The organism is Nonomuraea harbinensis (genome assembly GCF_019396385.1).
GTDB lineage: Bacteria > Actinomycetota > Actinomycetes > Streptosporangiales > Streptosporangiaceae > Nonomuraea > Nonomuraea ferruginea.
Genome location: NZ_JAHKRN010000012.1, coordinates 145,727 through 171,441, shown reverse-complemented (window position 1 = coordinate 171,441; position 25,715 = coordinate 145,727). Strand labels below are relative to the sequence as shown.

Annotated in this window: 26 protein-coding genes and 1 riboswitch; of the genes, 8 read left to right on the top strand and 18 right to left on the bottom strand. The window is 71.4% G+C overall.

What is annotated here, in order from left to right:
• Positions 1 to 41 precede the first annotated feature (41 nt).
• Positions 42 to 157: riboswitch (SAM riboswitch) on the top strand.
• 44 nt (positions 158 to 201) lie between these two features.
• Positions 202 to 1,491, top strand: coding sequence for an aminotransferase class V-fold PLP-dependent enzyme (locus KME79_RS15765; RefSeq protein ID WP_219545073.1), 1,290 nt, complete (start codon positions 202 to 204; stop codon positions 1,489 to 1,491).
• A gap of 25 nt (positions 1,492 to 1,516) precedes the next feature.
• On the opposite strand, the gene KME79_RS15760 is transcribed toward KME79_RS15765, so the two are convergent.
• On the bottom strand, positions 1,517 to 2,116 hold the full coding sequence (locus KME79_RS15760) for a DoxX family protein (RefSeq protein WP_219545072.1): 600 nt from the start codon (positions 2,114 to 2,116) through the stop codon (positions 1,517 to 1,519).
• A gap of 156 nt (positions 2,117 to 2,272) precedes the next feature.
• Here KME79_RS15760 and KME79_RS15755 point away from each other — a divergent pair, with 156 nt between their 5' ends.
• Positions 2,273 to 3,418, top strand: coding sequence for an NADH-quinone oxidoreductase subunit D (locus tag KME79_RS15755; protein ID WP_219545071.1), 1,146 nt, complete (start codon positions 2,273 to 2,275; stop codon positions 3,416 to 3,418).
• A gap of 7 nt (positions 3,419 to 3,425) precedes the next feature.
• Here KME79_RS15755 and KME79_RS15750 read toward each other — a convergent pair whose 3' ends face one another.
• The 11 genes from KME79_RS15750 to dacB all read right to left on the bottom strand — a co-directional run bounded on the left by KME79_RS15750 (position 3,426) and on the right by dacB (position 13,567).
• Positions 3,426 to 3,881: a DUF3180 domain-containing protein gene (locus KME79_RS15750; RefSeq protein ID WP_219545070.1), complete on the bottom strand. Its 456-nt coding sequence runs from the start codon at positions 3,879 to 3,881 to the stop codon at positions 3,426 to 3,428.
• Positions 3,878 to 4,381, bottom strand: coding sequence for a 2-amino-4-hydroxy-6-hydroxymethyldihydropteridine diphosphokinase (gene folK, locus KME79_RS15745; protein WP_219545069.1), 504 nt, complete (start codon positions 4,379 to 4,381; stop codon positions 3,878 to 3,880). Before folK ends, KME79_RS15750 begins: the two co-directional genes overlap by 4 nt.
• Entirely contained in the window at positions 4,378 to 4,743 is a 366-nt protein-coding gene (folB, locus tag KME79_RS15740) for a dihydroneopterin aldolase (RefSeq protein ID WP_148035626.1), read from the bottom strand. Before folB ends, folK begins: the two co-directional genes overlap by 4 nt.
• Positions 4,733 to 5,182, bottom strand: a complete 450-nt coding sequence (locus KME79_RS15735) for a nuclear transport factor 2 family protein (protein ID WP_148035627.1) — start codon at positions 5,180 to 5,182, stop codon at positions 4,733 to 4,735. Before KME79_RS15735 ends, folB begins: the two co-directional genes overlap by 11 nt.
• On the bottom strand, positions 5,179 to 6,030 hold the full coding sequence (folP, locus tag KME79_RS15730) for a dihydropteroate synthase (RefSeq protein WP_246639892.1): 852 nt from the start codon (positions 6,028 to 6,030) through the stop codon (positions 5,179 to 5,181). Before folP ends, KME79_RS15735 begins: the two co-directional genes overlap by 4 nt.
• Before the next feature lie 113 nt (positions 6,031 to 6,143).
• Entirely contained in the window at positions 6,144 to 6,722 is a 579-nt protein-coding gene (gene folE, locus KME79_RS15725; protein WP_148035629.1) for a GTP cyclohydrolase I FolE, read from the bottom strand.
• Entirely contained in the window at positions 6,719 to 8,713 is a 1,995-nt protein-coding gene (gene ftsH, locus KME79_RS15720) for an ATP-dependent zinc metalloprotease FtsH (RefSeq protein ID WP_148035630.1), read from the bottom strand. The genes folE and ftsH overlap by 4 nt, the downstream gene beginning before the upstream one ends.
• Positions 8,714 to 8,964: 251 nt before the next feature.
• Positions 8,965 to 9,516: a hypoxanthine phosphoribosyltransferase gene (gene hpt, locus KME79_RS15715; RefSeq protein ID WP_219545068.1), complete on the bottom strand. Its 552-nt coding sequence runs from the start codon at positions 9,514 to 9,516 to the stop codon at positions 8,965 to 8,967.
• 10 nt (positions 9,517 to 9,526) lie between these two features.
• Positions 9,527 to 10,519, bottom strand: a complete 993-nt coding sequence (gene tilS, locus KME79_RS15710; protein WP_308248928.1) for a tRNA lysidine(34) synthetase TilS — start codon at positions 10,517 to 10,519, stop codon at positions 9,527 to 9,529.
• Between the two features lie 69 nt (positions 10,520 to 10,588).
• Complete coding sequence (locus KME79_RS15705; RefSeq protein WP_187281524.1) at positions 10,589 to 11,665, bottom strand: Rv3626c family coenzyme F420 biosynthesis-associated protein; 1,077 nt, start codon at positions 11,663 to 11,665, stop codon at positions 10,589 to 10,591.
• Between the two features lie 492 nt (positions 11,666 to 12,157).
• Complete coding sequence (dacB, locus tag KME79_RS15700; RefSeq protein ID WP_219545067.1) at positions 12,158 to 13,567, bottom strand: D-alanyl-D-alanine carboxypeptidase/D-alanyl-D-alanine endopeptidase; 1,410 nt, start codon at positions 13,565 to 13,567, stop codon at positions 12,158 to 12,160.
• Positions 13,568 to 13,656: 89 nt separating this feature from the next.
• Between dacB and KME79_RS15695 the strand changes: the two genes are divergently transcribed.
• A complete protein-coding gene (locus KME79_RS15695) occupies positions 13,657 to 14,145 on the top strand; it encodes an inorganic diphosphatase (RefSeq protein WP_148035633.1) in 489 nt (162 codons plus the stop codon).
• Position 14,146: 1 nt separating this feature from the next.
• Here KME79_RS15695 and KME79_RS15690 read toward each other — a convergent pair whose 3' ends face one another.
• The 4 genes from KME79_RS15690 to KME79_RS15675 all read right to left on the bottom strand — a co-directional run bounded on the left by KME79_RS15690 (position 14,147) and on the right by KME79_RS15675 (position 19,415).
• The gene (locus KME79_RS15690) at positions 14,147 to 15,253 is read right to left on the bottom strand and encodes a C40 family peptidase (RefSeq protein WP_219545066.1); all 1,107 of its coding nucleotides are present in this window, start codon (positions 15,251 to 15,253) and stop codon (positions 14,147 to 14,149) included.
• Between the two features lie 70 nt (positions 15,254 to 15,323).
• On the bottom strand, positions 15,324 to 16,796 hold the full coding sequence (locus tag KME79_RS15685; protein WP_219545065.1) for a hypothetical protein: 1,473 nt from the start codon (positions 16,794 to 16,796) through the stop codon (positions 15,324 to 15,326).
• 118 nt (positions 16,797 to 16,914) lie between these two features.
• Positions 16,915 to 17,712: a hypothetical protein gene (locus tag KME79_RS15680; protein ID WP_148035636.1), complete on the bottom strand. Its 798-nt coding sequence runs from the start codon at positions 17,710 to 17,712 to the stop codon at positions 16,915 to 16,917.
• 92 nt (positions 17,713 to 17,804) lie between these two features.
• Positions 17,805 to 19,415, bottom strand: a complete 1,611-nt coding sequence (locus KME79_RS15675; protein WP_148035637.1) for an ABC-F family ATP-binding cassette domain-containing protein — start codon at positions 19,413 to 19,415, stop codon at positions 17,805 to 17,807.
• A gap of 152 nt (positions 19,416 to 19,567) precedes the next feature.
• Between KME79_RS15675 and KME79_RS15670 the strand changes: the two genes are divergently transcribed.
• Genes KME79_RS15670 through KME79_RS15660 form a run of 3 tightly spaced genes read left to right on the top strand, consistent with a single transcriptional unit; the run spans position 19,568 to position 22,478 of the window.
• Positions 19,568 to 20,683 carry a DUF5005 domain-containing protein gene (locus tag KME79_RS15670; RefSeq protein WP_219545064.1) on the top strand — a complete coding sequence of 372 codons (1,116 nt, stop codon included), beginning with the start codon at positions 19,568 to 19,570 and terminating at the stop codon, positions 20,681 to 20,683.
• Positions 20,680 to 21,696, top strand: a complete 1,017-nt coding sequence (locus KME79_RS15665) for a DUF4432 family protein (RefSeq protein WP_246639891.1) — start codon at positions 20,680 to 20,682, stop codon at positions 21,694 to 21,696. Before KME79_RS15670 ends, KME79_RS15665 begins: the two co-directional genes overlap by 4 nt.
• The gene (locus tag KME79_RS15660) at positions 21,693 to 22,478 is read left to right on the top strand and encodes an SDR family NAD(P)-dependent oxidoreductase (protein ID WP_308248927.1); all 786 of its coding nucleotides are present in this window, start codon (positions 21,693 to 21,695) and stop codon (positions 22,476 to 22,478) included. The genes KME79_RS15665 and KME79_RS15660 overlap by 4 nt, the downstream gene beginning before the upstream one ends.
• Here KME79_RS15660 and KME79_RS15655 read toward each other — a convergent pair.
• On the bottom strand, positions 22,467 to 23,090 hold the full coding sequence (locus tag KME79_RS15655) for a DJ-1/PfpI family protein (protein ID WP_148035640.1): 624 nt from the start codon (positions 23,088 to 23,090) through the stop codon (positions 22,467 to 22,469). The two genes, KME79_RS15660 and KME79_RS15655, sit on opposite strands and share 12 nt — an antisense overlap.
• Positions 23,090 to 24,052, bottom strand: a complete 963-nt coding sequence (locus KME79_RS15650) for a GlxA family transcriptional regulator (protein WP_219545061.1) — start codon at positions 24,050 to 24,052, stop codon at positions 23,090 to 23,092. The genes KME79_RS15655 and KME79_RS15650 overlap by 1 nt, the downstream gene beginning before the upstream one ends.
• A 160-nt stretch (positions 24,053 to 24,212) precedes the next feature.
• On the opposite strand from KME79_RS15650, the gene KME79_RS15645 reads away from it, so the two are divergent.
• Positions 24,213 to 24,614 carry a peptidase inhibitor family I36 protein gene (locus KME79_RS15645; protein WP_219545060.1) on the top strand — a complete coding sequence of 134 codons (402 nt, stop codon included), beginning with the start codon at positions 24,213 to 24,215 and terminating at the stop codon, positions 24,612 to 24,614.
• Positions 24,611 to 25,675, top strand: coding sequence for a hypothetical protein (locus KME79_RS46315; RefSeq protein ID WP_219545059.1), 1,065 nt, complete (start codon positions 24,611 to 24,613; stop codon positions 25,673 to 25,675). Before KME79_RS15645 ends, KME79_RS46315 begins: the two co-directional genes overlap by 4 nt.
• Positions 25,676 to 25,715: the final 40 nt, after the last annotated feature.

Here is a 25,715-nt window from a genome sequence, read left to right as displayed (position 1 = left end):
TTCGCGATCCGGATGAATCATCGGTTATAGTCCGGCACGTAGGTCATGAGTGCCAGCGCCAAGCCCCGGCTCGCTGGCCGGCAACCCTCGCGTCCGCGGCGGGGTGCCCCGGGTGAAGACCTGGTCCGCCACGAAGGGTGGCGGGCAAGCGCGGGCTCCGTGGCTGCTCCTGGGGTCCGATGACGCCCGAGGAGGCATGCCGTGTCCACTTTGACGATCTTCGACGCCCCCCGCACCGCTCCCGAGAAGCACCCGGAGCCCTGTCCGGCGCGCGCGATCCCCGCCGTGCTCGGCGCCGACCTGCGGGTCCCGGTCAAGGGCGGCAGGCTCGCCGGGTACGCCAACCTCGACTACGCCGCCAGCGCCCCCTGTCTGGAGCAGGTCAGCGCCGCCGTCGCCGCCGCGCTCCCGGCCTACTCCAGCGTGCACCGCGGCGCCGGGTACGCCTCCCAGCTCACGACCGCGCGCTACGAGCAGGCCCGCCACACCGTACGGGCCTTCGTCGGCGCCCGCACGGACGACGCGGTGGTCTTCACCCGCAACACCACCGACGCCACCAACCTGCTCGCCCGCTGCCTGCCCGAAGGCACCACCGTGGTCGTCTTCGACACCGAGCACCACGCCTCGCTGCTGCCGTGGCAGCGGGTGGTCCGGCTGGCGCCGCCGGCCTTCCCCGGCGAGGCCGTGCGCGCCGCCGACGACACCCTGGCCGGGATCGACGGCCCCAAGCTCCTCGTCGTGACCGCCGCCTCGAACGTCACCGGCGAGCTCTGGCCCGTCACCGCGCTGGCCCACATCGCGCACCGGCACGGCGCGCGCATCCTGGTGGACGCCGCCCAGCTCGTCCCCCATCGGCCGCTCAACCTGACCGCGCTCGACCTGGACTACGTGGCCTTCTCCGGGCACAAGCTGTACGCGCCGTTCGGGGCGGGGGCGCTGGTCGGCCGCGGTGACTGGCTGGCCGCCGGCGACCCGTACCTGAAGGGCGGCGGCGCGGTGCGCGCCGTCGGCGAGGACGGGGCCGACTGGCACGACGACCCCGAGCCGCGGCACGAGGCGGGCACCCCGAACGTGCTGGGCGCCATCGCGCTGGCCGCCGCCTGCGACGCGCTCACCGCCACCGGCTGGACCCCGCTCGTCCGCGAGGAGGAGCGGCTGCTCGCCCGGCTGCGTGCCGGCCTCGCCGCCATCGACGGGGTACGGGAACTCTCGCTGTGGGGGCCCGGCCACCCGCGCGTCGGCATCGTGTCCTTCACCGTCGACGGCCACCCGGCGCGCGAGGTCGCCGAGACGCTGTCGGCCGAGCACGGGATCGGGGTGCGGGACGGCAAGTTCTGCGCCCACCCGTTCGTCCGGCACCTGCTCGGCACGCAGGACGGCGGCTGCACGGACGGCACCGCCTCGGCCGTGCGCGCCTCGATCGGCATCGGTACGACCGAAGAGCATGTCGACCGTCTTCTCGCCGCGCTGCGCGACCTGGCCGGTCGCTGAGCGGCCCGCTCAGCGACCGTAACTCCTACGGCTTGCGTGGGTTGGGCCGGGTCGGCTCGTCGCCGAGCAGGCGGTCGACGTCACGCATGTCGCGGTCGTCCAAGCCGCTCGCGCCGCTCCCCTGCGGGGGCACGTCGCGCTGCGGTTCCTCCATCACCGTGGGCCGGGTGGGCGCGTTGTCGAGCCCGCCCGGCACCGGCTCGTAGGCGGGCTCGGTCGCGGCGGCCCGCCGGGAGCGACGCCTGTGCACCGCGTGGATGATCCCGTCGAGGCCGATGCGCCCGCCGCCCAGCGCGATCAGCAGCAGGCAGACCGCGCCCAGGGCCGCCACCAGCTCCCAGCCGCCCTCCGTGACGAACACCCCGCCGGCCGCGTGCACGAAGACCAGCGCACCGATCATGTCGATCAGCAACAGCGCCGCCGAGACCCGGACCGCCAGCCCCAGGATCAGCAGCACCCCGCAGACCACCTCGACGATCGTCGCGAAGGCGGCCGACGCCTGGGGCAGCGGCACGCCCATCTCGGTGAAGCCGGCGCTGATGGCCCCCAGACCCGCTGTCCATTTCTGCAGCCCGTGCGCCACGAAGATGACGCCGATCACCACCCTGGCGATCAGGGCAGCCACATCAAAGATGACCCTCTTCATCGTCTTGTTCCCCCGTTCCAGACAATCCTCCCCCGCCATGGCCTGGTGATGCGCGTGCTTGCCGTACCTTGACCTCGGACGACGGACCCGGCACACCCGTTCCTTGACCTGGTATCCGGTGAGAGCATGGGCCGTATGACGGAACGCGTGGTGGGAATCGGCGCAGGGGCGAAGGAACTGGCCACCGAGGACATGATCCTCAACATCGGCCCCCAGCACCCCTCGACGCACGGTGTGCTCCGCCTCCGCCTGACGCTCGACGGCGAGCGCATCGCCACCGCCGAGCCGATCGTCGGCTACATGCACCGGGGCGCGGAGAAGCTGTTCGAGGTACGCGACTACCGGCAGATCATCATGCTGGCCAACCGCCACGACTGGCTGTCGGCGTTCGCCAACGAGCTCGGCGTGGTGCTCGCCGCCGAACGCATGCTCGGCATGGAGCCGCCCGTCCGCGCCGTGTGGGCCCGCACGCTGCTGGCCGAGCTCAACAGGGTGCTCAACCACCTGATGTTCCTCGGCTCCTACCCCCTGGAGATGGGCGCCATGACGCCCATCTTCTACGCCTTCGACGAGCGCGAGCGCATCCAGGCCATCATGGAGGAGATCTCCGGCGGGCGGATGCACTACATGTTCAACCGCGTCGGCGGCCTGAAGGAGGATCTCCCGTACGGGTGGCTCGACCGGGTGTCACAGACCGTCGCCGAGGTCCGTGCGAAGATCCCCGACATCGAGAACCTCATACTCGACAACGAGATCTTCCTCGCCCGCACCAGAGGCGTCGGCGTGCTCACCCGCGAGCAGATCATGCAGTACGGGGTCAGCGGCCCCATCGCCAGGGCCTCCGGCGTCGACGTCGACCTGCGCCGCGACCAGCCCTACCTCGCCTACCCCGAGCTGCCCGTGAGGGTCGTCACCCGCACCGCCGGCGACTGCCACGCACGCTTCGAGGTGCTGCTGGAGCAGGTCAAGGTCTCGCTCGACCTCGCCGACGCGTGCGTCGACCGGCTCCGCTCGCTGCCGCGGGGGCCGATCAACCAGCGGCTGCCCAAGGTGCTCAAGGTGCCGGAGGGCCACACCTACGCCTGGACGGAGAACCCTCTCGGCATCAACGGCTACTACCTGGTCTCCAAGGGCGACAAGACCCCGTGGCGGCTCAAGCTCCGCTCCGCCTCCTACGGCAACATCCAGGTGCTGCGCGAGATGCTGCCCGGCCACCTGGTCTCGGACATGGTGGCCATCCTCGGCTCGATGTTCTTCGTGGTGGGCGACATCGACAAGTGACCGGCTCCTACTCGGGCCGGTCACCCTCGTGGTCGTCGGGGATGCGGCAGGCGTGTTCGAGGAAGAGGGCGGCGCAGACGAGGACCACGCAGGCCAGCAGCGAGCCGCCGGACACGAAGAACTCGCTCCGCGGCGTCACCTTCTCCAGCTCCGTCGCCGTGTGCAGCACGAAGCCGCCGAACAGGCCCGCGAACCCCGCCCCGCCGTATGCGGACGCCTTGGCCAGCGCGACCAGCCGGGCCACCGCGAGCGGCTCCACCGGTTTGGTGCCGGGCCGGCGGGCGATCCTGGCCCGGGTCATCCACCCGGCGTAGGCCTCGCCGATGGCCAGCAGCAGCACCGTCGGGATCGCGGTCCACGGCACCAGCGGCATTTGGGAGTAGAACTGCTGGACGGTCAGCCATGTCAGCAGCGCGACGACGACGAAGACGACGGCCAGCAGGCCGGGACGGGTCGGTCTCAATCGGGCCTCTGCAGCTTCAGGTCCTCACGGAGTCGCGCGCCCCGCTGGTCGAGGCCCGCCAGCAGGTCGGCGACCCGGCCCTTGCCCGGCAGCTCCGCGCCGGGGTCGGCCTGCGCCCACGGCAGCAGCACGAACGCCCGCTCGTGCGCCATGGGGTGCGGCAGCGTCAGCTCCGGGTCGTCGCTGACGATGTCGCCCACCACGATCAGGTCGATGTCGAGCGTGCGCGGCCCCCACCGCTCCTGGCGGACGCGGCCGAAGGCGTCTTCGGTGCTCTGCGCCCGCTCCAGCAGGGTGTGCGGTTCGAGAGTCGTCTCCGCCACCACCACCGCGTTCAGGTAGGGCCGCTGGCCCCCTGGGCCGCCCACCGGATCGGTCTCGTAGACCGGCGAGGCCGCCACGAACTCCAGACCCGGCGCGTCGAACAGCGCGTCCACGGCGCCCTGCAGCGTCTGGAAACGTCTGCCCAGGTTGCTCCCGAGCGCTAGCACGGTCTTCATCGGCGCCTCCGTTGGATCGTCACCACCACGTCGCCGAACGGCAGGGGGATCGGCGCGGCGGGTTTGTGCACGCTCACCTCCACGGACTCGACGAGCTCCCTATCCAGGCAGACCTCCGCCAGCCGCTGGGCGAGCGTCTCGATCAGCGCGACCGGCTCGCCCTCGACCACCTTCACCAGCGCCTGCGCCAGCTCGCCGTAGTCGACGGTCAGGGCCAGGTCGTCGCCCGCGGCCGCGGGCGCGGTGTCGAGGAAGAGGGTGACGTCCACGACGAACTCCTGGCCGAGCTCCCGCTCGGCCGCCAGCACGCCGTGTCTCCCGCGGGCCCGCAGGCCCTTCAGCGCGATCCGGTCAGTGCTCAAGCTCGCCTTCCTCCTCCTCGTCGTCGTCGCTCTGCAACACCGGCGACCCGTGGTGCATCCACAGCCGCCAGCCCTGAGGGGTGCGGATGTAGACGTTGCTGGCCACCACCTTGCCGGCCGCGAAGCTGGACTCGCCCTCCTCGCCCGCCGTGAGGATGTTCTCCACGCAGGTCAGCACCGCCACGTCGTCGCGGAGCACGGTGGTGTTGACGTCGGTGAGCACGAACTGGATGTAGGTCGTGTTGGCCATGATCAACGCCCACGACCGCAGCACCTCCGACCGGCCCGCCAGGAGGGTCCAGCCCGGGTGGACGCAGCTGACCTTGCCGTCGACGCCGTCCTCGGCCCAGATCTCGGTCATCCGATCGAGGTCGGCGTCTTCTATCGCGGTATAGAACTCCTGGTTGATGGTCTCGATCGCGGCGGTGTCGACGCTCATGTGTCAGCTCCGGCTCTCTTCCATGCTGCTGCCACGCGCACGGCATCGGCATTCGGACCTACGGTGTGCACCCGGACGCACCAGGCGCCGTCACGGGCGGCGAGCGCCGTCACCGCCAGCGTGGCGTCGTCGTTGCGGTCGAACGGGCGCGGCGTGCCGTCGGCGTCGGCGAGCAACCGCCCCAGGAACCTCTTGCGGGACGCCCCGATCAGCAGCGGGTAGCCCAGCTCGGTCAGGCGCGGGATCGCCGCCAGCAGCGCCCAGTTGTGGGTGGCGTTCTTGGCGAAGCCGAGCCCGGGGTCGAGCACGATCTGCTCGCGGGACACCCCCTCGGCGAGCACCAGCTCCACCCGTTTGGCCAGTTCCTCGCAGACCTCGGTCACGACGTCCTCGTAGACCGCGCGGCTCTGCATGTCTTCACTCTGGCCGCGCCAGTGCATCACCACGTAGGGCACACCGGCGGCGGCCACCACGCGCGGCATCTGCGGGTCGGCCAGGCCGCCGCTCACGTCGTTGACCAGGACCGCCCCGGCCTCGACCGCGGCCTTGGCCACCTCGGCCCGCATCGTGTCGACGCTGACCTGGACACCCTCTGCGGCCAGCGCGCCGATCACGGGCACCACGCGGGCGAGCTCCTCGTCGAGCGACACCCTGGAGGCGCCCGGCCGGGTGGACTCGCCACCCACGTCGACGATGTCGGCGCCCTCGGCGACCAGCTCGAACCCGTGGCGGATGGCCGCCGCCTCGTCGAACCACAGGCCGCCGTCGGAGAACGAGTCAGGGGTCACGTTGACCACGCCCATGACCAGGCACCGGTCGGCGTCGTCAAGCCCCGGCACTCTCGTCATGTGCCCAAGCCTAGGCGCTCGCTCATACCCGGCGATATCGCGGGTGCCCCGTTGTGGATAACGATCCCTTCGCGCTTGGAACGCGCGCGGATCTCACGCGGCGCCGCCAGCCGTCAGCGCCCCAGGATCAGCGCCATCGCCTCGGCGCGCGTCTTGTCACTGGTACGGAAATCGCCGCGGACGGCCGAGGTGACCGTCTTCGCGCCGGGCTTGCGTACACCACGCATCGTCATGCACAGGTGTTCGGCCTCGACCACCACGATCACGCCGCGCGGCTCCAGCACCCGCATGATGCCGTCGGCGATCTGCGAGGTCATCCGCTCCTGCACCTGCGGCCGGCGCGCGTAGACGTCGACCAGCCTGGCCAGCTTTGACAGGCCGGTCACCTGGCCGTGCTCGTTGGGGATGTAGCCGACGTGCGCCAGGCCGTAGAACGGGACGAGGTGGTGCTCGCAGGTCGAGTAGACCTCGATGTCCTTGACCAGGATCATCTCGTCGTGGTCGACGTCGAAGACCTTGTTGAGCACGTCCTCGGGGGTCAGCCCGAGGCCCGAGAACTGCTCCGCGTACGCGCGGGCCACCCGGGCGGGCGTCTCGAGAAGGCCGTCGCGGTCGGGATCCTCGCCGATGGCGTAGAGGATCTCGCGGACGGCCTTCTCGATCCGTCCGAAATCTACTTCGTGCGCTTTCACGCAGTGTCTCCGGAAGGCAGTGCGCCCTGGTGGCCCTGTCCGAGCGAGCCGTTGCCGTACTGCTCCTTGGGGGTCAGGATGGGCGGCCGGTCGGACGGGAGCCGCTTGCCGTAGCCCGCGTAGGACGGACGGTGCTCTTTGACGACCACCGGAGAGAAGATCTCCAGCACCATGTCGCGGGAGAGGGTCTCCTTCTCCATGAGTTCGAGCACCAGGTTGTCGAGCACGTCGCGGTACTCGACCAGGATGTCCCACGCCTGGTCGTGAGCCGTCTCGATCATCCGGCGGACCTCTTCGTCGATCGTGGAGGCGATCTTCTCGGAGTAGTCGCGCTCGTGGCCCATCTCACGGCCGAGGAACACCTCGGCCTGGCCGCTGCCGAACTTGCGGGCGCCCAGGGCCTCGCTCATGCCGTACTCGGTCACCATGCGGCGGGCGACGGCGGTGGCCTTCTCGATGTCGTTGGAGGCGCCGGTGGTGGGCTCGTGGAAGACGAGCTCCTCCGCCGCGCGGCCGCCCAGCAGCATCGCGAGCTGGTCCATCATCTCCGACCGGGTGGCCAGGAACTTGTCTTCCATCGGCAGCGTCATCGTGTAGCCGAGCGCCCGGCCCCGGGACAAGATCGTGATCTTGTGGACCGGGTCGGAGTTCGGCAGCGCGTGCGCCACCAGCGCGTGACCGCCCTCGTGGTAGGCGATCATCTTCTTTTCCTTGTCGGACATGACGCGGGTCTTGCGCTCGGGCCCGGCCATGACCCGGTCGATCGACTCCTCCAGCATGTCCATCGTGATCAGCTTCTCGTCGGCGCGCGCGGTGAGCAGCGCGGCCTCGTTGATCACGTTGGCCAGGTCGGCGCCGGTGAACCCGGGGGTCCGGCGCGCGATGACGTCGAGGTCGACGTCGGGCGCGAACGGCTTGCCGCGGCCGTGGACCTTGAGGATGCCCTTGCGGCCCTCCAGGTCGGGACGGTCGACGGTGACCTGACGGTCGAAGCGGCCGGGACGCAGCAGGGCCGGGTCGAGGATGTCGGGCCGGTTGGTCGCGGCGATGAGGATCACGCCGCCCTTGACGTCGAAGCCGTCCATCTCGACGAGCAGCTGGTTGAGCGTCTGCTCGCGCTCGTCGTGACCGCCGCCCAGGCCGGCGCCGCGATGGCGGCCGACGGCGTCGATCTCGTCGATGAAGATGATCGCCGGGGCGTTGGCCTTGGCCTGCTCGAACAGGTCGCGCACCCGGGAGGCGCCGACGCCGACGAACATCTCGACGAAGTCGGAACCGGAGATCGAGTAGAACGGCACGCCCGCCTCACCCGCGACCGCGCGGGCGAGCAGGGTCTTGCCGGTGCCGGGCGGGCCGTAGAGCAGGACGCCCTTGGGGATCTTCGCGCCGATCGCCTGGAACTTGGCCGGGGCCTGGAGGAAGTCCTTGATCTCGTGGAGTTCCTCGATGGCCTCGTCGGCGCCCGCGACGTCGGCGAAGGTGGTCTTGGGAGTGTCTTTGGTGATCAGCTTGGCCTTGGACTTGCCGAAGTTCATCACCCGGCTGCCGCCGCCCTGCATCTGGTTCATGATGAACAGGAAGAGCAGCACGATGATGACGATCGGCAGGAAGCTCACCAGGATGCTGAGCAGGATGTTCTCCTGCGGCACCTCGGTGGTGAAGCTGTCGGTCTTGCCGGCCTGCACCTGCGCCTGCAGGTCGTCGGTCAGCTTGGCGCCGTAGCCGGTGACCCAGTCGGACTGGATCATCTTGGTGGGCTGGTCGCCGGGCCTGACCGTGATGCCGTTCTTGAGCGTCAGCTCGATCCGCTGGTCCTTGTCAATGATCTTCGCGTTGCTGACGTTGCCGGTGCGAATCTGCTCGAGGACCGTGGACGTGTCGGCCTGCTTGAAGTTGCCCCCGCCGCTCCACAATTGGGTGACGAGCAGGAGCAGCACGACGATGCCCAGGATCCACAGCAGTGGCCCACGTGTAAATCGCTTGAGATCCATCCGATGCGGAACCCCTGGCGGGCCCGTCCCTTCCCTGACCATGGCCTGGAACCCCGGGCAGGACCCGGGGCCGCGGCATCCCGACGCCGCGACTTCTGACTACCCGGAGGGGACGCTCGGTCACCCTCCCGTCGTCAGAAGGTACACCGGACAAGCGCGCGGAGGGACCGCCCGCTACAACCGGCCTTGCCCTACCAACGTACGTCACGGCCCGCTGTGTTCCCGGCGGTTCACGGCCATCCGAGCGATCTCTAGGTGTAGACGTGAGGGGCGAGGGTGCCGATGAAGGGGAGGTTGCGGTAACGCTCGGCGTAGTCGAGCCCGTAGCCGATGACGAACTCGTTGGGGATGTCGAAGCCGACGTACTTGACGTCGATGGGGACCTTGACGGCGTCGGGCTTGCGCAGCGCGGCGCAGATCTCCAGCGAGGCCGGGTAGCGCGACTTGAGGTTCTCCAGCAGCCAGTGGAGGGTCAGGCCGGAGTCGATGATGTCCTCCACGATCAGCACGTGGCGGTTCATGATGTCGGTGTCGAGGTCCTTGAGCACCCGCACGACACCGGACGACCGGGTGCCGGCGCCGTAGGACGACACCGCCATCCAGTCCATCTGCACCGGCACGTGCAGGGCTCTGGCCAGGTCGGCCATCACCATGACGGCGCCCTTGAGCACGCCCACGAGGAGCAGCTCCTTGCCCGCGTAGTCTTCGTCGATCCGACCGGCCAGCTCCCTGATCTTGCCCTGGAGCTCGTCCTCGGCGATGAGGACCTTCTCGAGGTCCTCGCCCATGTCGGCTGCGTCCACCTGTGGTTCCTTACGGGATGGGGCTGATGGCGAGTATCAGGGTGCCATACCGCCGGACGGCCGACACTCGCCCGGGTAGGTCCACGGCCTTCTGCCCGCGCCAGGAGGTGACGAGGCGTTCCACGGCGTGCACGTGGGTCGCCGAGAGCGCCCCGGACGGCGCCCCGGCGGCGATGGCGGCGCGACGCAGCACCCGCCGCCGCACGGCCGCGGGAACCCGCTCCAGCGCCTCGACGGAGAGCGTGAGCCTTCCCGAAATATCGCTTAGAGCGCAATCGTGATACACCGTGTCAGCCCACTCGTCGAGCGCGTCGGCGTCGTCCCTGGCGAGCCCGGCCGTCCGCGCGAGCGCCTCGGCCACCCCGGGCCCGAGCTCCTTCTCCAGTACGGGAAGGACCCGCGAGCGCACCCGGACCCGGGTGTAGCGGGGGTCGTCGTTGTGCGGGTCGTCCCACGGGGTCAGACCGAGCGCCGCGCAGGCGGCGACGGTGACGCGGCGCGGGAGGTCGAGCAGGGGGCGGCGGTAGAGCCCGCTCCGCGGCGCCATCCCGGCCAGCGACCGTGGGCCGCTCCCCCTGGCCAGCCCGAGCAGCACGGTCTCGGCCTGGTCGTCGCGCGTGTGGCCGAGCAGCACGGCGGCGGCGCCGGCCCGCTCCGCGGCCTCGCCGAGCGCCCGATATCTGGCCTCCCGCGCGGCGGCCTCCGGCCCTCCGGCCGTGCCCACCGTGACGGTCAGCACCTCGCCGGACTCCAGCCCCAGCTCTCCGGCCAGCTCCGCGACCCGCCTCGCCCGTACGTCCGAGCCTTCCTGCAACTGGTGGTCCACCGTGACCAGCCCCGCGCGCAGCCCGGCGCGCGGCGCGACGAACCCGAGGGCGGCGGCCAGCGCGAGCGAGTCGGCGCCCCCGCTGCACGCGGCCAGCACCGTCATCCCGCCGTCCAGCCCGGCCAGCGCCTCACGAACAGCCCGGCGGACATCGGCTACAGCAGGGTGCGGTCCCACACCACCATTGTCCAGCCACGGGGACGAGCGCAGTCCGGTGTCCAGCAGTGCTCGCCCCGTGCGGTGGGGTCAGCCGGGGAGGGCCGGGGTGCCGATCACGCGGCGCACCCAGGCGTCCGGGTCGGAGATCTCCGCCGGGGTCGGCAGCGTGTTGGGCGAGGTCCAGACGCGGTTGAAGCCGTCCATGCCGGCCTTCTCCACCACCCGGCGGACGAAGGCGGAACCCTCGGCGTACTGCTTCATCTTCAGGTCGATGCCCAGCAGGCGGCGGATCGTCTTGTCGAGCTTGGAGCCGCCCTCGCGGCGCTGGGCGAACTTGGCCCGGATGTCGGCCACCGACGGCACCACCGAGGGCCCCACCGCGTCCATCACGTAGTCGCCGTGGCCCTCCACGAGGGTCATGACGGCGGTGAGCCGGTCGAGGATCTCCTTCTGCTGCGGCGACTGGATGACGTCGATGAGGTTGCCCTCGCCGCCCCTGACCACGTCCTGGATGGTGTCGGCCGCGTTGCGCAGGCGCTCGACGAGCGTCGGCAGGTCGAGGTCGGAGGCCAGCAGGAACTCGGTCATCTGCGAGCGCACGTACTCGCGCAGCCAGGACACCCCGGTGAACTGCACCCGGTGGGTCTCCTCGTGCAGGCACACCCAGAGCCGGAAGTCGTGCGGGTTGACGTTCATCTCGCGCTCGGCGTGCACGATGTTGGGCGCGACGAGCGTGAGCCGGCCGGTGGCCTCGCGGCCGGTCGGGTCGGGCGGGAGGAACAGCTCGTACTGGCCGAGCACCCGCGTCGCCAGGAAGGCGAGCACGGCGCCGACCTCGACGCCGGTGATCCGGGAGCCCACGGCGCTGACGATCGCGGGCGGCCGGTTGGCGCCGCTGGTCATCCGCTGGGTGAGCGGCTCCAGCACCACGCGGAAGCCCTCGACGTTGGCCCTGATCCAACCGGGCCGGTCGACGACGGTCGCCGCCTGCGGCGCGGTCTCAGCATCGATCTTGGTGAACTCGCGCACGTGCCCTTCGGCCTCGCGCGACAGCGTACGGAGCTCGGCGACGGCCTGCCTGGCCTCCTCGCGGGTTACTTGAGGACCGGGGCGCACCAGACGCGTGCCGGTCGAGACGGCCAGATCCCAGTCGATCACCTGCATACCCACCACCGTACGTGCTTCCGCCCAACCCCGCGAAGAAGCCCCGAACCCAGCTCCCCCAATCAAGAGAAGACCCCCGCTGCCTGGCCTGAGGAGGGAGGGAACCCACGAGGACCCTCCGGTACCTGCACAAAGGGGGAAGAGAACCCACGCAGAAGCCCCAGTTGCCTGAACTGAAGAAGCAGGGAGCCCACGAAAAGCCCTGAACCCTCCGGGTATCCCGACCAAGGAGCAGTCCCGGTATCGCAGCTGTCCCGGCATCGCAGCTGTCCTGACATCGGAGCGGTCCCGGTATCTGCAGGAAGAACATCCAAGGTTTTGCGAGGAGCGCCGGTGCCTGGACTGAGGAGGGAGGGAGCGAAGCGACCGAGCGACGAGGGAAGGCACCGGATCTGAGCGACGAGCCGCGATCCGCCAGGATCGCAAATAAACACAGCGCCGCGATCCTGCCGGATCGCGAATAAACACAACCGCGATCCTGGCGGATCGCGGTCAGGCGCGCGCCACTATCGCCGCCAGCCGGTCGAGGACCGGTTCGGCGTAGACCGGGACCTTGTCGGCCATGAAGGCGAAGGCGAGGACCCTGCCGTCCTTGCTGGTGGTGAGCCCCGCCAGCGTGCTGACGTTGTTGAGGGTGCCCGTCTTGGCGCGCACCAGCCCGACCTGCCCCTTGCTGTCGGCCCCGGTGAAGCGGCGGCCGTTGCCGAGCGTGCCGGTGAACCCGGCGATGGGCATGCCGGAGGCGACCGCGTGCAGGCCGGGCCGGTCGGGCGAGACGGCGAGGGCGATGAGGCCGGCCATGGCGCCGGCGCTGATGCGGTTGCGGGTCGACAGGCCGCTCCCGTCGTACACCTGGATGCCGCCACCGGCGCCGACCCGCTGGAGCACCTGGGGGACGGCCTTGGCGACGCCCGCGAACGACCCCGGCTGGCCCTCCTTGATCGCCACGTGCCGCGCCAGCGCCTCCGACAGGTCGTTGTCACTGTAGGTGAGCGCGTGCTCGACGAGGGCGTAGACGGGGGCCGACTCGACCTTGGCCAGCTCGGCGGCGCCGGCCGGGGCACGGGCGGGTTCGACCGTCTTGGCGACGGTGATCCCCTTCTTCTTCAGCAGCCCCGCGAAGGCGTCGGCGGCGTGGCGGGAGGGGTCGGCGACGCGCGGGCTGTTCTGGCCGGGGTTCTGCCGCCCTTCGTCGATCGCCAGCGCGTGCACCCGCGCGACGTGCCCGTCGGGGATGTAGCCGGGCTTCCAACCCGGCCCGACGTCCGGGCCGGTGAAGAGCGAGGCGTCGTACGAGAGCGTGACCTTGGCGACTCCCCGCTGCTTGAGCGCGGCGGCGGTACGGGCGGCGAGCGTGGTCATCGACGCCTGGTCGGTGAAGCTGCCCGGCTTGGCCCGGGGACCGGCGAGCAGCGGGTCGCCGCCGCCGACCAGGACGATCGCGCCGGGGGCGCCGCCCTGCACGACGCGGGTGGCCAGGCGGGTGTCGGGGCCGAGCGAGGCGAGCGCCGCGACGCTGGTGACGACCTTGGTGGTGGAGGCGGGGACGATGCCGGCGTCGGGGTTGGCGGCGAAGACCCGCTCGCCCGTGGAGGCGTCGACGACGACCGCGCCGACCCGGTCACCCAGCGCTCGGTCACCCAGCGCATCCGTGAGCCTGCGGGTCAAAGTACCCTTGGTCGGGAGAGGTCCGTCTCCTGGCCTCGCCGCCAGGCCGGCCAGCACCGGCCCCGCGGTGACCACGGGGACTTCGGGAGGCGCGGTCGGCTCTGCCGGTGGCGGCTGCCTCGTCAGCGCGCTCAGGGTGAGGTCGTTGTCAACCGCGTAGACGCCGGTGACGATGGTCACGACCTGCAGCAGGACGAGTGTGGCCAGCATCACCCACCGCTCGTGCCGTGCCACGTCGCCCTGACCTCTCATCCTGGTGTTCGCCTACGAGACATTAACGCCCAGCCGGGGATCCCGGGGGGGGCGCGAGCGGAGGAACCGCGGTGGAGTTCGACGTTGTCGTTGAGATTCCCAAGGGGCAACGGAACAAGTATGAAGTGGACCACGAAACCGGCAAGATCAGGCTTGACCGGCTGTTGTTCACCTCCACGCAGTACCCCGCCGACTACGGCTTCATCGAGAACACCCTCGGTGAGGACGGCGACCCCCTCGACGCGCTGGTGCTGCTGCAGGAGCCGACGTTCCCGGGCTGCTACATCACCTGCCGGGCGGTGGGCATGTTCCGCATGACCGACGAGAAGGGCGGCGACGACAAGGTCCTCTGCGTCCCGTCGACCGACCCGCGCATGGCGCACATCCAGGACATCCACCACGTGGCGGAGTTCGACCGGCTGGAGATCCAGCACTTCTTCGAGGTCTACAAGGACCTGGAGCCCGGCAAGTCGGTCGAGGGCGCCAACTGGGTGGGCCGCATGGAGGCCGAGGCCGAGATCGAGCGCTCCTTCCAGCGCGCCAAGGACGGCGGCCACTGATTCATCCCACTCTCTGGAGGGGTCTGGTGGCGCCCACCAGGTCCCGCCTCCAGATCGGGGCGACGCGTACGACGTCGCCGGTCTGCGGCGCGTGCACCATCAGCCCGCGCCCGACGTACATGCCCACGTGGTGGATGGTGCGCGGGTCGTTCCTGTCGTGGCCGAAGAACAGCAGGTCGCCGCGGCGCAGGAGGTGCAGCGGGACGTGCGGGCCCGACGTCCACTGGGTTCCGGTCCAGTGGTCGAGCCGCACGCCGGCCCGTTCCCACGCCCGCATGGTCAGACCCGAGCAGTCGTAGCTCCCCGGGCCGGCGGCGGCCCACAGGTAGGGCTTGCCGAGCTGGGTGAGCGCCCAGTTGGCGGCCCGGTCACCGAGCCCGGACCCGCGGCTCAGCGGGATCCGGAACCGGCCGGCCCGCTTCCTGGCCAGCAGGTCGGCCCGGTCGCGGGCGGCGTCCACCCGCCGTTGCAGCGTGTCGCGCTCGGCCGTCAGGGTCCTGGTCTCGCGTCTCTGCCTGGCCACGGCCTTCTGGGCATCGGCCTTGGCCTGCGCGGCGGCGTCGGCCGCGGCCTGCCGGGCGGCGTGCGCGCGGGCCGCCTGGGTGCGCAGGATCGCGGCCACCGTCTGAGCGTCGCGCATCCGGGAGAGCACCGCGGCCCGCTCGCCGCCGAGCTGCCGCAGCGTGCCGACGCGGTGCAGGTAGCCGTCGTGGTCTCCGCCGTCCATGACGGGGAACGCGTGGGACCGCCACATCCCGCCGTACGCCTGCGCGGCCAGCGCCGCCACGGGCTGCCGGGCGCGCTCCACCTCGGCGTCCGCCGACGCGAGCCTGGTCAGCGCCTGGTCGTGCGCCTCCTCGGCCCGCCGCAGCCGGACCAGCTCGCCGTTGTAGGCCTCCACCCGGCGTCCGGCCTCGGCGGCCAGCTCCTCCAGGCGCGCCTGCGCCTCGGCCAGTGCGACGCCGGCCCTGGCCAGCTCCTGCGTTCGTGCCCGTACGTCCTGCCGCGCCCTGGCGATGTCACGGGACGGGGGAGCCGGCTCGGCGCGTGCCGGCGGGCTGAGGGTGACGGCCAGACAGGCGAGCAGGATCCCGGCTCGGACGTGCATAGAATCCCCCCGCTGTCACTCTATGCACACAGTTCCCTACCGTTGACCCACGTACACCCCTTGCTCATGGTCAGGACGCCGGGGTGGTGGGCGGCGGGGCGGGGGACACGGTCGGGGTCGGCTGCGGCACCGGCGTGGGCACCGGGTCCTCGGTGGGCGACGGAGCCGGCGTGTGCCGGGTGGGGTGCACGGTCGGCCTGGTCGGCCGCACGGTGGGGCGCACGGTCGGCCGCACCGTCGGCCGCACCGTCGGCCGCACCGTGGGCTGGGTCGGCTGCGCCGTCGGGCCGGGCGTGGGCGGGTGGGAGCCGGGGTCGCCGGGCCCCTGCGTGGGTTCGCCCGGCGGCGGCGACGGCACGGGGGCGTGGGTGCTCCACGTGGGCTCGACGTCGGGCCACGTGGTCGGCAGGCCGCCGATGGTGGGGAGCAGGCGGGTGGTCTCCGTGGCCGGCGAGATCAGCCGGGCCCGCGGGGTGACGCGGGCGACGTCCAGCGGCAGGCCGGCGGTGCGGCCGAGCTCCGGTCCGGCGGTGGTGTTCGCCTCGGCCCGCCGCCACGGGAGGACGGGCGGCTTGCCTTCCGGCGGGAACGCCGCGGTGGCGACGCCGGGCAGTCCGCCGACCTCCTTCCCGAAGTACTCGAAGATGCCCGCTATCGCCACCAGGGTCGTGACCGCCGCCACCGTGCACGCCACCGCCCGAGGCCATACGCGCGGCTTCCGGTCGCCGGGCAGGGGAAACCCGGCGCCGTCCAGCGCCTGCGAGCGCCTGGCGACGTAGCGGCGGTAGAGGAACAGCTCCGGGTCGACGAAGCAGCTCAGCACCCGCACCCTGAGCGACTCCGGGAGCGTGACCTGCGGCAGCAGCTCGAACACCTTCGCCGCCGACACCTGCCGGCTGCGGTGCGGCGAGCAGGTCTCGCACCGGGCGAGGTGGCGCACCAGGTGCTCGCGCATGTCGGGTGTCAGCTCACCGGTGAACCCGGTGAGGATGCGGGCCCGGCGCGGGCAGTCGTACGGGCCCTTCATGGCGAGGATCTCGGCGGTGACCGCGTCGCGCAGCCGGTCGCGGGCCTGCTCGCGGACGGCGTCGAGCCGGCGCGCGGGGATGCCCAGCACGGCGGCGAGCCCGGCGGCGGACAGCCCGTGGCGGGTGTCCAGCTCCAGCACCTCGCGGTCGGCGGCGGGCAGGCTCTGGACCGCGTTCCAGGCCATGATCCGCAGGTCGGCGTCGGCGGGATCGGCCGGCTCCGGCGCGCCGGCGAGCGCTTCGCCGGCGGCCTGCGGCCCGGCGATCCGGCGGCGTCGGCACTCGCTCCTGGCCAGCGCGTACAGCCAGGGACGGAGCATGCCGGGGTCGGCCAGCAAGCCGGCGTGCGCCTCCGCCGCGATCAGCGCGTCGCGCAGGGCGACCTGGGCGCTGTCGGCGTCGCGGAGAAGGCATCGGCAGTAGCGGTAGACGCTCTCGGCATGCGCGTCGTAGAGCGCGGCGAGTGCGCCGGGGTCGCCGGCGCGCAGGGCTTCGACCAGGACGCGGTCATTCATATCACCGAATGTAATGGAGTCGTAACTTGTAGTTCTACCGATTCCGCGCGATACACATCTCTTGTCATGGGCAAGCCAGAAAAATGTAACGAGATTCGCCGGGAATAACCCCGTTTGCTTACTCCGAGCCCGACGTCACCTCGCTCCCGCGGTCCGTCTGGAACGGCGCGGTCTTCGGCTTGACGGTGTGCAGCGGCATCACGCCGCCCATCGCCAGTTCCTCGTACGGGCGCGCGGTCGACCCCCAGGTACGGGCGACCACCTCGGTCCTGCCCACCTTCGTCCCCGGCGGCAGCCCGGCCACGGTCAGGATGAACCGCGGCGGCCGGCCCGCCTGCACGTCGTCCACGAACGTGCTGCCGCCGCCGAGCAGCTTGCCGGCGCCGTCGCGCAGCAGCGCGCTCACCACCAGGCTGCTGGCGGGCAACTGGTACGGGTTCGCGACGTAGCCCGTGATGAGGTACGAGCCGTCCTTCTGGCGCATCGTCTGCACCCGCGACGCCGGGAACGGCCGGAAGGCCGAGGGCACCCGGGCCGCCTGCCGCCACTGGGCGGGCCGGTAGTCGACGCTGACCTTGGCCGGCTTCGCGGTGGCGGTGCCCTGGCCGGTGAAGGTCAGGGAGCCGCCCGGCGGCACGGCGTCCAGGGGCTGGTCCATCCTGAAGACCTCGCGGCCTCCGGCGTCCTTGCCGACGACACTGGCCACGACGTGCTCGCCGAAGTGCCACGGGTTGCCGTTGGCCAGGACGGCGGCCCAGGTCACGGCGTACCCGTCGCCCGACTTGACGACGTTCGACGCCTGTTCCATGAGGGTGAGCGGTTTGAGCTGCTGCTGTGTCGGCTCCTCGGACGAGCATCCGGCGAGGCAGATCGCCCCGAGTGCGAGGAGGCTGACGGTTCGGCTACGCTGGATCACTTTGCCGTGATAACCCGCTCATGGGCACGTCCGGCCTCTGACACGCGCCGGGCGTACCAACTCTTTGACTTCCTATCGCGCTCTTTGTTTTCCTATCGGGCGCGAACGACCCGCTTTTCATCCCAGACCGGCTCCGGCGCCTCATAAACCGCGCCATCCGCGCCGAATACCAAATAGCGATCGAAATCCGCCGCGAACCACCGGTCGTGGGTGACCGCGACCACCGTGCCGTCGAACGCGTCCAGCCCTTCCTGCAACGCCTCGGCGCTGGCCAGGTCGAGGTTGTCGGTCGGCTCGTCGAGCAGCAGCAGCGTGGACCCGGACAGCTCCAGCAGCAGGATCTGCAGCCTGGCCTGCTGGCCGCCTGACAGCGTGTCGAACCGCTGGTCGGCGATCAGACCGGCCAGCTCGTAGCGGGCCAGCGCCTTCATCGCCTCGTTCTTGAGCCTGGCGTGCTCCGACATCACGATCTCGACCGGGGTGCGGCCGATCAGGTCGGGCCGGGCGTGCGTCTGGGCGAAGTGACCGGGCACCACGCGGGCGCCGAGCCGGGCCGCGCCGCTGTGGCGGACCTGCTCACCGGCCAGCAGCCGCAGGAAGTGGGACTTGCCCGAGCCGTTGGAGCCGAGCACCGCCACCCGCTCGCCGTACCAGACCTCCAGGTCGAACGGCTTCATCAGGCCGGTCAGCTCCAGCCCTTCGCAGATGACCGCGCGCTTGCCGGTGCGGCCGCCGCGCAGGCGCATGCTGATGTTCTGGTCGGCCGGCGGCGTCTCGGGCGGCCCCGCCTCCTCGAACTTGCGCAGCCGCGTCTGCGCCGCGTGGTAGGCGGCGGCCATGCCGTCGTTGTAGCGGGCCTTGTTCTTCAGCATGTTGACCAGGGCCTTGAGCTTGGCGTGCTCCTCGTCCCAGCGCCGCCGCAGCTCGTCGAGGCGGGCGTTCCTGGCCCTGCGCGCCTCCGCGTACGTGCCGAAGCCGCCGCCGTGGATCCAGATGTTGCCCGACTCGACGGTGACGATCCGGTCGGCGGCGTTGGCCAGGAGCTGCCGGTCGTGGCTGACCAGCAGCACGGTCTTGGACGTCTCGCGGAGTTGCTGCTCCAGCCACTCCTTGCCGGGCACGTCGAGGTAGTTGTCGGGCTCGTCGAGCAGCAGGGTCTGGTCGGGGCCGCGCAGCAGCGCCTCCAGCACCAGCCGTTTCTGCTCGCCGCCGGACAACGTGGCCACATCCCGATATTTCACGCGATCGTACGGAACGCCCAGTGCGGCGACCGTGCACGTGTCCCACAGGACCTCGATCTCGTACCCGCCCGCGTCGGTGTAGTCGCTGATGGCCTGGGCGTAGCGGAGCTGCGTCTTCTCGTCGTCGCGCTCCATCATGACGAGCTCGGCCTGTTCGAGCCGCTCGGCGGCCTGCCGCACGGCGGGCGGCGCCACGCTCAGCAGCAGGTCGTGCACGTTGCTGCCATCGCGCACGCTCCCGATGAACTGCCGCATCACGCCCAGCCCGCCGGAGGACACCACGCCTCCCTCGACCGGCCGCAGATCGCCCGCGATCAACCGCATGAGCGTGGTCTTCCCGGCCCCGTTGGGCCCCACCAGCGCGGCCTTGACGCCCTCGCCGATCCGGAACGACACGTCGTCGAGCAACGGCCGCCCGTCGGGCAGCACGTACGTCAGGTGAGCGACCTCGACGTGTCCCACGACAATTCCCCTCCTAGGTCCTTGTGGAGGGTACCTGCCGGTATGACGGCCCAGCACCCCGTTTTCACCGGGTCCTCCTGGCGGCGTGAGGTCTAGACAGTAAGTGATCTGATGACTAGAACTGTAGGGAACCCCCACCCCTAGGACGTGTCATGGCGCGACTCAGAGCAGCACTCCTTTCCTTGGTACTCGCCCTGTCCACCCTCACCGCCCTCCCCCAGCCCGTCGCCGCGGCCGCATCCGACTGCGCCCCCGCCTTCCAGGGCTCCTCGGTCAACCAGCGGCTGACCACGCTCTTCACCACCTACGGCGACGACAACAGCCGGCTCGACGACTGGACCGGCGCCGACGGCACCTACTCGGTCCGCCTGCCCAACGGGCGCGAGCTGTGGGTGTTCTCCGACACCTTCCTGGGCCAGGTCAACCCCGACGGCTCCCGGCCCCCGGTGGTCGAGGAGGGCGGCACGACCGTCTTCCTGAACAACTCCTTCGCCGTCGAGCGCGACGGCCGGCTGCGCACCATCACCGGCGGCACGAGCCAGGCCCCGAAGGCCGTGATGCCGCCCCGCGACCAGAACCACTGGTACTGGGCCGGCGACGTGACGCTGGCCGGCGGCATCGTCGAGGTGACCTACCAGGAGTACGAGCGCTTCGGCCCGGGTGCGTGGGACTGGCGCTGGCACCGCAACGTGGTGGCCAGGTTCCCCCAGGGCAGGCTCGACCGGCCGCTCAGCGTGCACGACCTGCCGTCGGGCAACGGCGTCGCCTGGGCCTCCGGCATACTCAAGGACGGCCGTCACACGTACGTCTACGGGGTGGAGGACCACGGCTCGCCCAAGTACATGCACGTCGCCAGGGTCAAGGGCGACAGCCTGCTCGGCGCCTGGGAGTTCCTGACCGCCGACGGCACATGGTCGCCCGACGAGGCGGACTCGGCCCGCGTCATGGACGGCGTGGCCAACGAGTACAGCGTGACCAAGATCGGCGACGGCTACGTGCTCATCACGCACGACACCACCGAGGTGCTCAGCGCGCGGATCGTGGCGTACTCGTCGTGCTCCCCCACCGGCCCGTTCACCGGCAAGCAGCTCCTCTACACCACCCCCGAGACGGGCGGGAACATCTTCACCTACAACGCCCACGCCCACCCCGCCGTCGACGGCGACGGGCTGGTCGTCTCGTACAACGTCAACAGCTTCGTCAACACCGACCACTACCGGGACGTGTCGATCTACCGGCCCAGGTTCATCGACGTGAGATTCGGATGACGATCAACCGCAACTGGGGAGCCCGCCTGCGCCACGGCAGCGTGGGCGGGCTCCGCGCGGTCACGCTGGAGAACGAGCTGCTCCGCGTGACCGTGCTGCCCGGCAAGGGCGGCGACGTGGTCGAGTTCCTGCACAAGCCCACCGACACCGACTTCGTCTGGCTCTCCCCGCAGGGCCTGCGCGACCCGCGCGAGCACGTGCACGGCGCGGCCGACGACGTGGCCCAGTTCGTCGACCACTACGAGGGCGGCTGGCAGGAGGTCTTCCCCAACGGCGGCGCGCCCAGCGAGTACCGGGGCGCCCGGCTGGCGCAGCACGGCGAGGTGTCCGGGCTGCCGTGGGAGTACGAGGTCATGGCCGACTCCGAGCGCGAGGTCGCGATCCGGCTCTCGGTACGGACCAGGCGGCTGCCGTACCGGCTGGAACGGACGCTCCGCCTGCGGTCGGGCATCGCCGCGCTGGAGATCGACGGACGGGCCGCCAACGAGTCCGGCCTCACCCTGCACGCCATGTGGGGGCAGCACCTCGTGTACGGGACGCCGTTCCTGCGGCCGGGAGCCAGGATCCGGCTGCCCGACGGCGTGCGGGTGATCCCGCACGAGAGCGCCATCAACCCGGAAGGGCGCAGGGTGAAGGCGGGCGGGCCGTGGGACTGGCCGGTCGTGCCCGCCGACGGCGGCGGCGAGGTCGACCTGAGCGTGATCCCCGAACGGGGCGCGCCCAGCGACATCGTCTACCTGACCGGGTTCGAGACCGGCTGGTACGAGATCATGGCGGACATCGGGCTGCGGCTGGAGTGGGACGCCGAGGTGCTGCCCTACCTGTGGCTGTGGCAGGAGCTCGGCGCCACCACCGGATATCCCTGGTGGGGCCGGGCGTACACGGTCGGGCTGGAGCCCTTCTCCAGCATGCCGACCGACGGGCTGGCGGCGGCGGTCGCCAACGGGACCGCCCTCGCCCTGGGGCCGGGCGAGACCAGGGCCCTGTCGATGCGTGCGGAGGTGCTGGCGTGAGTGAGTTCGACGGCGAAGAGTTCGGCGGCAAGGTGGCGCTGGTCACCGGCGGGTCCATGGGCATCGGCCGGGCGGTCGTGGACCGGCTGGCCGCGGGCGGCGCGTCGGTGGTGTTCTGCGGCGCCGACGAGGGGGCGGCGGTCGAGGGCGAGCGGGTCACCGGCGTGGTCGCCGACGTGCGCAGCGCCGCCGGCATGCGCGACCTGGTGGAGCTGGCCGTGAGCCGCCACGGCGGCCTGGACGTGGTGGTGACCTGCGCGGGCGTGCAGCGCTACGGCACCGTGGTCGACACCCCCGAGGAGGTCTGGGACGAGGTCCTGGACGTCAACCTCAAGGGCGTCTACCTGACCTGCAAGGCGGCCGTGCCCCGGCTCGCCGAGCGCGGCGGCGGCTCGATCGTGGTGGTCTCGTCGGTGCAGGCGTTCGCCTCCCAGACCCAGGTGGCCGCCTACACGGCCAGCAAGTCGGCGCTGAACGGGCTCGTCAGGGCGATGGCGCTGGACCACGCCGGTCAGGGCGTCCGGGTGAACGCGGTCTGCCCCGGCTCGGTCGACACCCCGATGCTGCGCTGGGCGGCCGACCTGTGGCGCGGCGAGCTGTCGCAGGACGAGCAGGTGGCGCGGTGGGGCGCCGCGCACCCGCTCGGCCGGGTGGCCCGGCCGGAGGAGGTGGCGGAGCTGGTCGCGTTCCTGGCGGGCCCGCGCTCGTCGTTCATCACCGGGGCGGAGCACCGCGTGGACGGCGGCCTGCTGGCCAGGAACCCGGCGGCGCTACCGGAGTAGGGCCGCCGCGCGCTCGCGCAGCGCGTCGGAGGCCTTCCCGATCGCCCCTGCGTCGAACGGCGGGTCCGGGTCGTACTCGATGACGAGCTGCACGGCCTCGGCGGTCTCGGTGTCGGCGGCCTGGCCGAGAAGGGTGAGCGCCATGTCGATCCCGGCCGACACCCCGGCGGCGGTGACGATCTTGCCGTCGACCACCACCCGCTCGGTGACCGCCCGCGCGCCCGTGTCGGCCAGGAAACCGGTGACCGCCCAGTGGCTGGTCGCCCGGCGCCCGCGCAGCAGCCCCGCCGCGCCCAGCAGGAGCGAGCCGCTGCACACCGAGGTGGTCCAGCGGGTGTGCGCGTCGGCCTCGCGGATCCAGCCGACCAGGGCCTCGTCGGCGAGGGCTTCGAAGGTGCCGATGCCGCCCGGCACCACGATCACGTCGGGCCTCGGCACCTCCTCGTAGCCGGCGGTGGCGGCGATGCTCAGCTGACCCCGGTCGTCGGTCACCGGTCCCGGCTCGGCCGCGACGAAGGTGACGGTCCAGCCGGGCGCGAACGCCAGCACGGTGTACGGTCCGACGGCGTCCAGCGCGGTGAACCGGTCGTAGAGGGGGATGGCGACGTGCATCAACTCTCCTTGGTGTGGAACCGGCGGCGGTAGTCGCCGGGCGAGACGCGCAGGTGACGGCGGAAGACGCGGTAGAGCGTCTCGGGCCGGCCCAGCCCCGACTCCCGGGCCACCCGGTCCAGCGGATGGTCGGTGATCTCCAGCAGCCGCCGGGCGGTGTCGGCGCGGCTGCGCTCGACGTACCTGCCCGGAGACGTCCCGGTCTGCTCGGTGAAGACGCGGGAGAAGTGGCGCTCGCTCATCCCGGCGCGCCTGGCCAGCGCGGGCACGCTCAGGTCGGCGGCCGGGTTCGCGTCGATGAACGCCTGCAGTTCGCGCAGCGACTCGTCGCGCGGGGCGGGGATGCTCATCGGCATGCTGAACTGGCTCTGCCCGCCGGGCCTGTGCAGGTAGACGACCAGCCCGCAGGCCACCCGCCGGGCCAGCTCGTGACCGTGGTCGTCGGCCACCAGCGCGAGCGCCAGGTCGACGCCGGCGCTGACCCCGGCCGAGGTCCAGAGGTGGCCGTCGCGGACGTAGATCGCGTCCGCCTCGACCGTGACCCCGGGGTACCACGCGCCGAGCTTGTCGGCGACCAGCCAGTGGGTGGTGGCCCGCCGGCCGTCGAGCAGCCCCGCCGCGGCCAGCAGGAACGCGCCGCTGCACACGGACGCGGTGCGACGGGCCGAACGTGACAGCCTGACGATCTCCTCCACCGTCTCCGGGTCGCGGGCGTGCGTCATCGTGGTCATGCCCCCGGCGACGACGAGCGTGTCGATCGGCCCGCCGACCTCGCGCAGGGGCGTCCGCACGGCGACCTCGACGCCGTGCTGCGCCGCCACCGGACCGGCCATCGGCGCCGTCACCTCGACCTGGTAGCCGCCCCGCGCCACCAGGTCCGCCGCCGCGAACACGTCGGCGGGGCCCGCCAGGTCGAGCAGCTGGAAGCCCTCGTAGACCACCAGGACGATCCGCCTCTTCATGGCTTCCATGCTTGGGCCGGGCCTTCGAGGCGTCAATGACACGACCATTGCGGATTACGCCACCGGCTTTACCGGAAGACACGCGCCATGACCTGGAGTATGCGTACGCGCACGCTAGGTTAGCGACATCCCCGGGAACGCACTGACCAAGGAGGTCCTCTTGAGGCTGTCCACCGTCGTGGCCGCCGTCCTGCTCGCCCTGATCGTCCCCGGCGTGGCGGAGGCGAGCCCGGGCGGGGCCTGCTTCCAGGGCCGGGTCTGCCTGTACGCGGGCTTCGCGTTCAACCGCAGCCAGGTCGACCTCTGGCGCGACTTCGTCCACGACGACACCAACTTGGCCGACGACACGTGGTTGAAATGGGACTACACCGACTCCTGGCACACCATGGACAACGCGACCAGCTCGGCGAGAAACCGGCTCGGCTGCCCGGTGACGCTCTGGCAGAACCCCTACTTCACCGGCGCCCACAGCACGCTGGACCACGCCACGGGCGACGGTTTCCTGGCCAACAACGCCATCGGCAACAACCGCGTCAGCTCGCTCGACATCTGGTGCCGGTGAACCGGCTCCTCGCCCTGGGTCTGGCGCTGTCGCTGGCGGCCGGGTGCACGCACGCGCCGCTCCCGGAGGAGCCCGCCGTCGCCTCGGCCGAGGACCTGTTGCTGCCGTTCGACGCCTACAAGCCCACGCCGGGCCAGCGGGCGCTGCTCGACACCGCCCACCGTTCGCTGGTCTCCCGCTGCCTCAAGCGCCGCGGCATCTCCCGCCGGCTCCTGCCGGCCCCGCCCGACCCGCGCAACTCCCGCCGCTACGGCGTCGTGGACCACGACCAGGCCCACCGCTTCGGCTACCACCTTCCCACCACTGACGAACCGGCCGAGCCTGGGAAGACCGACGGCGCGGGGAAAACCCGCCGGACCGACCGCTCCGAAACGACACGCATTTCCAGGAAGACCCGTACCACCGAAATCACCGACCGCTCAGGTACGGTCCGCCAGGTCGGCTCGGGAAAGACACGCACGGCCGAGACGACCGGCCGCTCCGGTGCGGCGCGGAGGGACGGCCGTTCGGGGGAGGCTCGGCGGGGCGAGAAGGCCCGCCGTCATCTGTACGTGCTGCCCTGGTGCGAGGGGCGGGCGGCGGAGCGGCTGGCGCCTTCGGAGCGGGCTCCGTGGGATTGGCTGGCCCAGCGGGACACGCGTACCCTCGAACGCTCCTCGACGCGGCCCGAGGTCCGCGAGGCGATCACGGGATGGGTGGCCTGCATGCGGGACGCGGGCCACCCGTACCCGTCACCGGAGGCGGCGATCGGCGATCCCCGGTGGGACCTCGACAAGCGCGCGATCAGCGCCGACGAGAAGCGCACGGCCGTGGCCGACGTCGTGTGCAAGTGGTCGTCGGGGCTGGTGGCCCGCTGGTTCGCGGCCGACGCCGCGCTCCAGCGGGCGCTCGTCCACAAGCACGCGGGCCGCTTCGCCCTCCTGCGCGCCGACCTGAACGAGCGCGTCCAGCGAGCCACCACCCTCCTGCAACGTCACACGGCCAAGCCGGTGAGGCGCCAGGGCTCCGCCAGGCCGGCGAAGCCCAAACGCCACCGCCCCAACCCGGCCAGAACGAGGTAGACGCCGGGAAACACCGGCGGAACGGCCGGGCCGGTGTATG